The sequence below is a fragment of the Pseudomonas sp. CCOS 191 genome, assembly GCF_001007005.1.
Taxonomy (GTDB): Bacteria; Pseudomonadota; Gammaproteobacteria; order Pseudomonadales; family Pseudomonadaceae; genus Aquipseudomonas; species Aquipseudomonas soli.
Window position 1 is genome coordinate 236136 of record NZ_LN847264.1, and the last position, 11669, is coordinate 247804.

9 protein-coding genes are annotated in these 11669 nt (G+C 62.7%); 7 read left to right on the forward strand and 2 right to left on the reverse strand.

From position 1 onward, the window contains the following. Positions 1-17: 17 nt before the first annotated feature. The gene (locus CCOS191_RS01125) at positions 18-1394 is read right to left on the reverse strand and encodes a glutamine synthetase family protein (protein WP_038707015.1); all 1377 of its coding nucleotides are present in this window, start codon (positions 1392-1394) and stop codon (positions 18-20) included. A gap of 667 nt (positions 1395-2061) precedes the next feature. On the opposite strand from CCOS191_RS01125, the gene CCOS191_RS01130 reads away from it, so the two are divergent. The 7 genes from CCOS191_RS01130 (at position 2062) to CCOS191_RS01160 (ending at position 10360) form a co-directional block, all read left to right on the forward strand. Beyond that, positions 2062-3420, forward strand: coding sequence for a glutamine synthetase family protein (locus CCOS191_RS01130; RefSeq protein ID WP_038707014.1), 1359 nt, complete (start codon positions 2062-2064; stop codon positions 3418-3420). A 48-nt stretch (positions 3421-3468) separates the two neighbouring features. Then, positions 3469-4830 carry an aspartate aminotransferase family protein gene (locus tag CCOS191_RS01135; protein ID WP_023630471.1) on the forward strand — a complete coding sequence of 454 codons (1362 nt, stop codon included), beginning with the start codon at positions 3469-3471 and terminating at the stop codon, positions 4828-4830. Between the two features lie 169 nt (positions 4831-4999). Continuing rightward, on the forward strand, positions 5000-6097 hold the full coding sequence (locus CCOS191_RS01140; protein WP_046853738.1) for a polyamine ABC transporter substrate-binding protein: 1098 nt from the start codon (positions 5000-5002) through the stop codon (positions 6095-6097). Positions 6098-6258: 161 nt separating this feature from the next. After that, complete coding sequence (locus CCOS191_RS01145) at positions 6259-7353, forward strand: polyamine ABC transporter substrate-binding protein (RefSeq protein WP_046853739.1); 1095 nt, start codon at positions 6259-6261, stop codon at positions 7351-7353. A 57-nt stretch (positions 7354-7410) separates the two neighbouring features. Then, positions 7411-8553 (forward strand): polyamine ABC transporter ATP-binding protein, encoded by a 1143-nt coding sequence (potA, locus tag CCOS191_RS01150; protein WP_046853740.1) that lies wholly within the window; start codon positions 7411-7413, stop codon positions 8551-8553. Beyond that, positions 8550-9470, forward strand: a complete 921-nt coding sequence (locus tag CCOS191_RS01155) for an ABC transporter permease subunit (protein ID WP_023630467.1) — start codon at positions 8550-8552, stop codon at positions 9468-9470. Before potA ends, CCOS191_RS01155 begins: the two co-directional genes overlap by 4 nt. Next, positions 9467-10360 carry an ABC transporter permease subunit gene (locus tag CCOS191_RS01160; RefSeq protein WP_038707013.1) on the forward strand — a complete coding sequence of 298 codons (894 nt, stop codon included), beginning with the start codon at positions 9467-9469 and terminating at the stop codon, positions 10358-10360. Before CCOS191_RS01155 ends, CCOS191_RS01160 begins: the two co-directional genes overlap by 4 nt. 63 nt (positions 10361-10423) lie before the next feature. On the opposite strand, the gene CCOS191_RS01165 is transcribed toward CCOS191_RS01160, so the two are convergent. Further along, on the reverse strand, positions 10424-11590 hold the full coding sequence (locus tag CCOS191_RS01165) for an AAA family ATPase (RefSeq protein ID WP_046853741.1): 1167 nt from the start codon (positions 11588-11590) through the stop codon (positions 10424-10426). Between the last annotated feature and the right edge of the window lie 79 nt (positions 11591-11669).

The following is an 11669-nucleotide window of genomic DNA, read 5'->3' on the forward strand; positions in this document are numbered from 1 at the left end:
GAGGGCGGCGTTTTCGTTTACACGGTGTGCAGGTACCAGTTGTACTCGAGGTCGGAGATCGAGTGCTCGAACTCCTCCAGCTCGCTTTCCTTGCACGCGACGAAGATGTCGATGTACTTCGGATCGATGTACTTGTTGAGGATCTCGCTGTCGTCCAGCTCGCGCAGTGCATCGCGCAGGTTGTTCGGCAGGCTCTGCTCCAGCTGCTCGTACGAGTTGCCTTCGATCGGCTCGCCCGGCTCGACCTTGTTGGTCAGGCCATGGTGCACGCCGGCCAGTACCGCAGCCATCATCAGGTACGGGTTGGCGTCGGCGCCGGCCACGCGGTGCTCGATGCGCACGGCATCCGGCGATCCGGTCGGCACGCGCAGCGCCACGGTACGGTTGTCCAGGCCCCAGCTCGGTGCGTTCGGCACGTAGAACTGCGCGCCGAAACGGCGGTACGAGTTGACGTTCGGGCAAAGGAACGCCATCGAGGCGGGCAGGGTCTCGAGCACACCGCCGACAGCGTGACGTAGCGCGGCGTTCTGCTCGGGATCCTCGCTGGTGAAGATGTTGTTGCCATCCTTGTCCAGCACGGAAATGTGTACATGCAGGCCGTTGCCTGCCTGGCCCGGGTAGGGCTTGGCCATGAAGGTGGTGTCCATTTCATGGTCGTAGGCGATGTTCTTGATCAGGCGCTTGAGCAGCACCGCATAGTCACAGGCCTTGAGCGGGTCGGCGACGTGGTGCAGGTTGACTTCGAACTGCGCCGGGGCGCTTTCCTTGACGATGGCGTCGGCAGGAATGCCTTGCTCCTTCGCGCCTTCGAGGATGTCCTGCAGGCAGTCGGCGTATTCGTCGAGGTCGTCGATCAGGTACACCTGGGTCGACTGCGGGCGCTTGCCCGAAATCGGCGAGCGTGGCGGCTGCGGGCGGCCGTTCACGTTCTCCTGGTCGATCAGGTAGAACTCCAGCTCGAACGCGGCGCAGATGGTCAGGCCCAGGTCGGTGAACTTGCTCACCACCTGGCGCAGCACTTCACGCGGGTCGGCGAAGAACGGCTCGCCTTCGATCTCGTGCATGGTCATCAGCAGCTGCGCGGTCGGGCGCTTCTGCCAAGGCTCGTTGCAGAGGGTATCGGGGATCGGGTAGCAGATACGGTCGGCATCGCCGATGTCCAGGCCCAGGCCTGTGCTTTCGACGGTCGAACCGTTGATATCCAGGGCGAAGAGGGAGGCCGGCAGGTTGATGCCTTTCTCGTAAACCTTGTGGAGGCTGGTGCGCTCTATGCGCTTGCCGCGCACCACACCATTCATATCTGCAATCAGAAGGTCAACGTAGAGAACCTCAGGATGTTCCTTAAGGAACGCGTTCGCTTCGTTAAGCTGAACGGCACGCGGGGGTACCGACATGATGCAACACCTTTGTTGTTAAAAATATCAATCAAGGGGGGCTTGCAACCCCAGTCAATCGGAAAGACCAGGTTAAGTCAAGCCAGCACCCTGATGCCCTTAAATGGCACATCTACGGCAGATTTGCTGCATCTCGGGGCGTGCCATTATCCGCTATTTTCGACTTGAAGGGTTATCCCGAGCGGGGCGTGTTTTATTTTTTACGGGGGAGTTGTGTAAAAAAATGAACGAGGCTAAGCTCGGCATCAACCCAGAACACAATAATACGAGGGTCACATGGTCCGCCTGTCGAGACCTGCCAGCGCCGCATGCACGGTGCGTTCAGGTACATCTCCCGGTTGCCGTCCGGTCACTGCATGCCTGCTTCGAAGGGGCGCCGCGCTGGCCGCAATAATTGACGGTTCGCTTGAAAAAGCCATGCCTCGTAACGCTTTAGCGCAACACCTCCTTTCCTTCTGCCCTTCGCTTTCTGTCCGGACGCGCGCCCATGGCGTGTATCCATTGTCGTCCTGCGCGAGGGTTTTTGCTTTAGCCATGCACAGCATCCAGAATCAAGGCGCGGGCCTGTCCAGGCCCCTCGGCGCGCTGCGCGCCGACTTTGTCCGACGCCTGGCGTCAGTGGCCGCCGGTTACCGCCAACCGCGCCACATTACCTCCTGAGGTATTTATGAGTAACAACCTCGACCAGCTCACCGATTGGTTGAAAGAGCACAAGATCACCGAAGTGGAGTGCCTGATCAGCGACCTGACCGGCATCACCCGCGGCAAGATCTCGCCCACCAACAAATTCATCGCCGAAAAGGGTATGCGCCTGCCCGAGAGCGTGCTGCTGCAGACCGTGACCGGCGATTACGTCGACGATGACATCTATTACGAACTGCTCGACCCGGCCGATATCGACATGATCTGCCGTCCCGACGAGAACGCGGTGTTTCTCGTGCCATGGGCCATCGAGCCGACCGCCCAGGTGATCCACGACACCTACGACAAGAAGGGCAACCCGGTCGAGCTGTCGCCGCGCAACGTGCTGAAGAAGGTCCTGAAACTCTACGCCGACAAGGGCTGGCAGCCGATCGTCGCGCCCGAGATGGAGTTCTACCTGACCAAGCGTAGCGAAGACCCCGATTTTCCGCTGCAGCCTCCGGTGGGCCGTTCCGGCCGCCCGGAAACCGGCCGACAGTCGTTCTCCATCGAGGCGGCCAACGAATTCGACCCATTGTTCGAGGACGTCTACGACTGGTGCGAGCTGCAGCAGCTGGACCTCGACACGCTGATCCACGAGGACGGCACCGCGCAGATGGAAATCAACTTCCGTCATGGCGACGCCCTGCACCTGGCCGACCAGATCCTGGTGTTCAAACGCACCATGCGCGAGGCGGCGCTCAAGCACAACGTGGCCGCCACCTTCATGGCCAAGCCGATGACCGGCGAGCCGGGCAGCGCCATGCACCTGCACCAGAGCGTGGTCGATGCCGTCACCGGCAAGAACATCTTCTCCAACGCCGACGGCAGCATGAGCGAGTTGTTCCTCAACCACATCGGCGGCCTGCAGAAGTTCATCCCCGAGGCGCTGCCGCTGTTTGCCCCCAACGTCAACTCGTTCCGCCGCTTCCTGCCGGACACCTCCGCGCCGGTGAACGTCGAGTGGGGCGAAGAGAACCGCACCGTCGGCTTGCGCGTACCGGATGCCGGGCCGCAGAACCGCCGGGTCGAGAACCGCCTGCCGGGCGCCGACGCCAACCCGTACCTGGCCATCGCCGCCAGCCTGCTGTGCGGCTATATCGGCATGGTCGAAGGCATCGAGGCCAGCGCGCCAGTCCAGGGCCGTGGCTACGAGCGCCGTAACCTGCGCCTGCCGCTGACCATCGAGGACGCCCTCGAGCGCATGGAAATCAGCCGCGCGCTGGAGCAGTACCTGGGCAAGAAATTCATCACCGGCTACGTCGCCACCAAGCGCGCCGAGCACGAGAACTTCAAGCGCGTCATCAGCTCCTGGGAGCGAGAGTTCCTGCTGTTTGCTGTGTGATCAACCCTGAGGCCGCCAGGGCGCGGCCACCGGACCATGGAGAAGCACATGAGCGTCAACAACCCGCAAACCCGTGAATGGCAAACCCTGAGCGGCGAGCACCACCTTGCACCTTTCAGCGACTACAAACAGCTGAAGGAAAAGGGGCCGCGCATCATCACCAAGGCGCAGGGTGTGCATTTGTGGGACAGCGAGGGGCACAAGATCCTCGACGGCATGGCCGGCCTGTGGTGCGTGGCGGTCGGCTATGGCCGTGAAGAGCTGGTGCGGGCGGCAGAGCAGCAGATGCGCGAGCTGCCGTACTACAACCTGTTCTTCCAGACCGCCCACCCGCCGGCGCTGGAGCTGGCCAAGGCGATCACCGACGTGGCGCCCGCCGGCATGACCCATGTGTTCTTCACCGGCTCCGGCTCCGAAGGCAACGACACCGTGCTGCGCATGGTCCGCCACTACTGGGCGCTCAAGGGCAAGCCGAGCAAGCAGACCATCATCGGTCGTATCAACGGCTACCACGGTTCCACCGTCGCCGGTGCGAGCCTGGGCGGCATGAGCGGCATGCATGAGCAGGGCGGGCTGCCGATCCCGGGCATCGTGCACATCCCGCAGCCGTACTGGTTCGGCGAGGGTGGCGACATGACCCCGGATGAGTTCGGCGTGTGGGCCGCCGAGCAGTTGGAGAAGAAGATTCTCGAAGTCGGCGAGGACAATGTCGCCGCCTTCATCGCCGAGCCGATCCAGGGCGCGGGCGGGGTGATCATCCCGCCAGACACCTACTGGCCGAAGATCAAGGAAATCCTCGCCAAGTACGACATCCTCTTCGTCGCCGACGAAGTGATCTGCGGTTTCGGCCGCACTGGCGAGTGGTTCGGCTCCGACTACTACGGCCTCGAACCCGACCTGATGACCATCGCCAAGGGCCTGACCTCCGGTTACATCCCCATGGGCGGTGTGATCGTGCGTGACACCGTGGCCAAGGTGATCAGTGAAGGCGGCGATTTCAACCATGGCTTCACCTACTCCGGCCACCCGGTGGCGGCAGCGGTGGGCCTGGAAAACCTGCGCATCCTGCGTGACGAGCAGATCGTCGCGAAGGCCCGCGATGAAGTGGCACCCTACTTGCAAAAACGACTGCGTGAGCTGCAGGACCACCCACTGGTGGGCGAGGTGCGCGGCCTGGGCCTGCTCGGCGCGATCGAGCTGGTCAAGGACAAGGCCACCCGCAGCCGTTACGAGGGCAAGGGCGTGGGCATGGTCTGCCGCAACTTCTGCTTCGACAACGGCCTGATCATGCGCGCTGTCGGCGACACCATGATCATCGCGCCGCCGCTGGTGATCAGCCGCGAAGAAGTGGACGAGCTGGTGGAAAAGGCGCGCAAGTGCCTGGATTTGACGTACGAAGCGATTAAATGACGGTCTGCTAGGCTGGCGAGGTGACATTAAGTCCGTTACAGGCGCTGCTTTTGTTGAAACAGCGCCTTGTAACTTGCCAGACTAACGGCTGTTTCAGTCGCCCAGCGCGTGACCCGTGGGACCTGGCTGCTGAACAGATGGCTTGATAATAAATTCTGGAGCATTACGCATGAAGAAATTGGGCAAGACGCTGCTGGCCGCCGCCCTTATGGGTGCCATGGCCACCGCTGTTCAGGCTGACGACAAGGTGCTGCACGTCTACAACTGGTCGGACTATATCGCCCCGGACACCGTGGCCAACTTCGAGAAAGAGACCGGCATCAAGGTCGTCTACGACGTCTTCGACAGCAACGAGACCCTTGAAGCCAAGCTGCTGGCGGGCAAGTCGGGTTACGACATCGTCGTGCCGTCCAACAACTTCCTGGCCAAGCAGATCAAGGCCGGCGTCTACCAGGAGCTGGACCGCTCCAAGCTGCCGAGCTGGAAAAACCTCGACCCGGCCCTGCTCAAGGCGGTCGGCGATGCCAGCGACCCGGGCAACAAGTTCGCCTTCCCCTACATGTGGGGCTCCATCGGCATCGGCTACAACCCGGAGAAGGTCAAGGCCGCGCTGGGCATCGACAAGATCGACTCGTGGGACGTGGTGTTCAAGCCAGAGAACATCGCCAAGCTCAAGAGCTGCGGCGTGAGCTTCCTCGATGCGCCGACAGAGATGATCCCGGCCGCGCTGCACTACCTGGGCAAGCCGAGCGACAGCACCAAGAAGGAAGACCTGAAGGCGGCCGAGGACCTGTTCCTGAAAATCCGCCCTTCGATCACCTACTTCCACTCTTCCAAGTACATCTCGGACCTGGCCAACGGCAACATCTGCGTGGCCGTGGGCTACTCGGGTGACCTGGAGCAGTCCAAGGCCCGAGCCCACGAGGCCGGCGACAAGGTCAAGCTGAGCTATGTCATTCCGAAGGAAGGTGCCGGCACCTTCTATGACATGGTCGCCATTCCGAAAGATGCCGAGAACGTCGACGCCGCCTACAAGTTCATGGAATACCTGCTGCAGCCGAAAGTGATGGCCGGTATTACCAACGCCGTGCGTTTCCCGAACGGTAACAAGGCAGCCACCGAGTTCGTCGACAAGGACATTACCAGCGATGCGGCGATCTACCCTTCCGAGGAAGTGAAAGCGCAGCTCTACGCGATCAAGGCGCCAGAGAAGACCGCCCAGCGCGAGATCACCCGCAGCTGGACCAAGATCAAGTCGGGCAAGTAAGCCCGATGCGGCAACCTCTGAGCCGGGCTTTTCCGGCCCAGAGGCCAGTAAAGGCAAATAAGTTTGCGGCATCCACGCCGTGAAGGTAAGTTGCGCGCCGGTTTTGCGTGTGCGGCCGAGGTTTACTGCCCGCAAAGGCACTGATTGTGAGGACCACCCACTTGTCTATTTCTGTTTTTCGCCAGGCCTTGATGGCCGGAGCGGGTCTGACGCTGGCTTGCAGCGTCCAAGCGGCGCCCACGGTGCACATCTACAACTGGTCCGACTATGTCGGCCCCACCACGCTCGCCGATTTCCAGAAGGAAACCGGGATCGAGCCCAAATACGACGTCTTCGACAGCAACGAGACGCTGGAAGGCAAGCTGCTGGCCGGGCGCACCGGCTATGACGTGGTCGTGCCGTCCAACCATTTCCTCGGCAAGCAGATCAAGGCGGGCGCGTTCCAGAAGCTCGACCGCGACCTGCTGCCCAATTATGCGAACCTCGACCCGGCGCTGATGAAGCGCCTGGAGAAGAACGACCCGGGCAACCAGTACGCCGTCCCCTACCTGTGGGGCACCAATGGCATCGGCTACAACGTCGAGAAGGTCAAGGCGGCGCTGGGTACCGACAAGATCGATTCCTGGGCGGTGCTGTTCGAGCCTGAGAACATGAAGAAACTCAGCAAGTGCGGCGTGGCCTTCCTCGACTCCGCCGACGAGATGCTGCCGGCGGTGCTCAACTACATGGGTCGCGACCCCAACAGCAGCAACCCCAAGGACTACGCCGATGCAGAGAAGAAACTGCTGGCCGTGCGTCCCTACGTGACTTACTTCCATTCTTCGAAATACATCACCGATCTCGCCAACGGCGACATCTGCGTGGCCGCCGGTTTCTCCGGCGACGTGTTCCAGGCCAAGGCCCGCGCTGAAGAGGCGAAGAAGGGCGTGAAGCTGGCCTACGCCATTCCCAAGGAAGGCGGCAACCTCTGGTTCGATGTGCTGGCGATTCCCAAGGACGCCAGCAACGTCAAGGAGGCCCATGCCTTCATCAACTATTTGCTGAAACCTGAGGTTATCGCCCAGGTCAGTGATTACGTCGGTTACGCCAACCCGAACCCCAAGGCTGGCGACCTGATGGACCAGGCCGTGAGGACTGACGCCGCGGTTTACCCACCGCAGGAAGTGCTGGACAAGATGTTCGTCAACGCCGAGTTGCCACCCAAGGTGCAACGTTTGATGACCCGCAGCTGGACCAAGGTCAAGTCGGGCAAGTAACAATCCAGGCCCGCCAGCGCAGCGGCGGGCACACAAATCTTGTTGGGAGTTTCACTCATGGCAGTTGCCTCCGGTGCCTATAAGAAAGCCCTCGAGGGTGGCCAGCAACCCAAGCAGGTGCTGGTCAAGATCGACCGGGTCACGAAAAAGTTCGACGAAACGGTAGCCGTGGACGATGTGTCCCTGGAAATCCGCAAGGGCGAGATCTTCGCCCTGCTGGGCGGCTCCGGTTCCGGCAAGTCCACCTTGCTGCGCATGCTGGCCGGTTTCGAGCGTCCGACCGAAGGGCGGATCTTCCTCGATGGCGTCGACATCACCGACATGCCGCCCTACGAGCGGCCGATCAACATGATGTTCCAGTCCTACGCGCTGTTCCCGCACATGACCGTGGCGCAGAACATCGCCTTCGGCCTGCAGCAGGACAAGATGCCCAAGGCCGAGATCGACGCCCGCGTGGCCGAGATGCTCAAACTGGTGCACATGACCCAGTACGCCAAGCGCAAGCCGCACCAGCTGTCCGGTGGCCAGCGCCAGCGCGTGGCCCTGGCCCGTTCGCTGGCCAAGCGTCCCAAGCTGCTGCTGCTCGACGAGCCGATGGGCGCGCTGGACAAGAAACTGCGCTCGCAGATGCAACTGGAGCTGGTGGAGATCATCGAGCGCGTGGGCGTGACCTGCGTGATGGTGACCCACGACCAGGAAGAGGCCATGACGATGGCCCAGCGCATCGCCATCATGCACCTGGGCTGGATCGCCCAGATCGGCAGCCCGATCGATATCTATGAAACCCCGACCAGCCGCCTGGTCTGCGAGTTCATCGGCAACGTCAACCTGTTCGAAGGCGAAGTGGTCGACGATGCCGAAGGCCATGCGGTCATCGCCAGCCCGGAGCTGGAGCGCAAGATCTACGTCGGCCACGGTGTCACCACCTCGGTCGAGGACAAGCACATCACCTACGCCTTGCGCCCCGAGAAGTTGCTGGTCACCACCGAGCAGCCGACCTGCGAGCACAACTGGTCGCGCGGCAAGGTCCACGATATCGCCTACCTCGGCGGCCACTCGGTGTTCTACGTCGAGCTGCCCAGCGGCAAGATCGTCCAGTCGTTCGTCGCCAACGCCGAGCGCCAGGGCACCCGCCCGACCTGGGACGACGAAGTCTACGTATGGTGGGAAGACGACAGCGGCGTGGTACTGCGGTCATGAAAATCCGCAAGCTCAAGCGAGCCTTCCAGCGCCTTGTCCCGGAGGGGCGGCACCTGGTGATCGGCGTGCCGTTCATCTGGCTGTTCCTGTTCTTCATGCTGCCGTTCTTCATCGTCCTGAAGATCAGCTTTGCCGAAGCCGATGTGGCCATCCCGCCGTACACCGAGATCTACACCTACCTGGAAGGCAAGGTCCAGCTGGTGCTGAACCTGGCCAACTATGGCCTGCTGACCGAGGACGAGCTGTACATCGCGGCCTACCTCGGCTCGCTCAAGGTGGCCTTCTTCAGCACCTTGCTCTGCCTGCTGATCGGCTACCCGATGGCCTATGCCATCTCCAAGGCCAGGAAAGAGTCGCAGACCGTGCTGCTGCTGCTGATCATGATGCCGACCTGGACTGCGATCCTGATCCGCGTCTACGCCTGGATGGGCATCCTCAGCAACAACGGCCTGCTCAACAGCTTCCTGCTATGGCTGGGGCTGATCGACCAACCGCTGCAGATCCTCAACACCAACCTGGCGGTGTATATCGGCGTGGTCTATTCGTACCTGCCGTTCATGATCCTGCCGCTGTACGCCAACTTGGTGAAGCACGACGAAAGCCTGCTGGAAGCTGCATCCGACCTCGGTTCGAGCACCTTCAACAGCTTCTGGAAGATCACCGTGCCGCTGTCGAAGAACGGCATCATCGCCGGCTGCATGCTGGTGTTCATCCCGGTGGTGGGCGAGTTCGTGATTCCTGAACTGCTCGGCGGCCCGGAAACCCTGATGATCGGTAAAGTGCTGTGGCAAGAGTTCTTCAACAACCGTGACTGGCCGGTGGCATCCGCTCTGGCGGTAGTGATGCTGGCGATCCTGATCGTACCGATCCTGCTGTTCAACCGCAGCCAGGCCAAAGAGATGGAGGGCCGCGCATGAAACGCTTCAGTTTCTCCAAGCTGATGCTGGTGCTCGGCTTGCTGTTCATCTACCTGCCGATGCTGATCCTGGTGATCTACTCGTTCAACGCCTCCAAGCTGGTGACGGTATGGGGCGGCTGGTCGGTGAAGTGGTACGTCGGCCTGCTCGACAACACCCAGCTGATGGGTTCGGTGATGCGCTCGCTGGAGATCGCCTGCTACACGGCGGTCGCCGCGGTGGCGCTGGGCACCCTGGCGGCCTTCGTGCTGACCCGGGTCACCCGCTTCAAGGGCCGCACGCTGTTCGGTGGCCTGGTCACCGCGCCGCTGGTGATGCCCGAGGTGATCACCGGTCTGTCGCTGTTGCTGCTGTTCGTGGCCATGGCGCAGATGATCGGCTGGCCGCAGGAGCGCGGCATCGTCACCATCTGGATCGCCCACACCACGTTCTGCGCCGCCTATGTGGCGGTGGTGGTGTCGGCGCGCCTGCGCGAGCTGGACCTGTCCATCGAGGAGGCGGCCATGGACTTGGGCGCCAAACCGTGGAAAGTGTTCTTCCTGATCACCATCCCGATGATCGCGCCGTCGCTGGCGGCGGGCGGCATGATGTCGTTCGCCCTGTCGCTGGATGACCTGGTGCTGGCCAGCTTCGTCTCCGGCCCTGGCTCGACCACCCTGCCGATGGAAGTGTTCTCGGCCGTGCGCCTGGGCGTGAAGCCGGAGATAAACGCCGTGGCCAGCCTGATCCTGCTGTCGGTGTCGCTGGTGACCTTCATGGTCTGGTACTTCAGCCGCCAGGCCGAGGAGCGTCGTCGTCGGGCGATCCAGCAGGCCATCGAGGAGGGCGCCGCGGCGAACGTCTCGCAGCCGCAGGTACGTCGTCCAGCCCAGGCCGCCGCGCAGGCCTGAGCCAACGCATCGCGGGGCAAGTTGCATCGCCGGTGTGCCGATGCGCCTTGCCCCGCGGTCTTTTCAGCCCTGGTCCGGCCAGTTCCAGGCCGGTTCATCCAGCATGCCCTGCCCGACGATACCGGTCTGCCCCAAGGTCTTCTCCAGGTGGATCGAGTTACACTCGGCATCCTCCTCCAGGGCCGCCACCAGCCGCGGCGCGTGCGACACCACCCATACCTGACATTCTCGCGCCGCGCGGCGGATCAGGCGTGCCAGTGCCGGCAACAAGTCCGGGTGCAGGCTGGTCTCCGGCTCGTTGAGCACCATCATGCTCGGTGGGCGCGGCGTGAGCAGGGCAGCCACCAGCAACAGGTAGCGCAAGGTCCCGTCGGACAGCTCGGCAGCGCTCAGCGGCCGCAGCAGCCCGGCCTGGTGGAAGCGCAGGCCAAACAGGCCGCCGGGCTGGGCGTCGACCGCAAGCCGGGCGCCGGGAAAAGCGTCGCTCACTGCGTCCTGCAGAGCCTGCAGGTCGCCGATCTCGTCGATGGTCTGCAGGGCGGCGGCGAGGTCGCGGCCATCGTGATGCAGCACCGGCGTGCGCGTTCCCAGCCGCGATTGTCGGGCGGGCGCTTCGGCATCGGTACGGAAATGGTCGTAGAAGCGCCAGCTGCGGATCTGCTCGCGCAGATGCGGCACCTCGGGGGAGCCCTGGAGACTGCCGATCTGGTCGAACAGGCTGTCGAACTCGGTCATGTGCTGATGCAGCACCTGCCATTGGCGCCCGTCGCGGGCCTTGACCATCCCCGCGTTGCGCTGCACCAGCTGGCTGGCGGGTCGGCACAGGGGGCCGGCCCAGATCGTCTCCTGCTTGATCTGCGGATCCAGGGCGAACTGCGACCGGCTGGGTTCGGGCAGGCCGAGGCTGATCGCGTAGCCGAAGTCTTCGCCGGCAAAGCCCATCTTCAGCCGCCGGGCTTGCTGGCGTGGCCCGCCTTCCACTGGCACCTCGCCGTTGAGCATGCGCCGGGTGAGCTTCTCGGGGCCTGCCCAGAAGGTCGATTCCAGCCCACCCTCGGCAGCCAGCGCATTGACCACGCCGCCGCGCGCGGTCTCTGCCAGCAGGCGCAAGGCCTTGTACAGGTTGGACTTGCCACTGCCATTGGCACCGGTAATCACGTTCAGCCGCCCCAGCGGCAGCACCAGCTGGTTGATCGAGCGGTAGTTGGCAATGGCCAGGGTGGTGAGCATAGGCGGCATCCTTGAGCGGTCGGACGGCAGTATCGCCGATCCCGCCTCGCTTTGTTGAACCCTGGCCAATGCCGTTTGT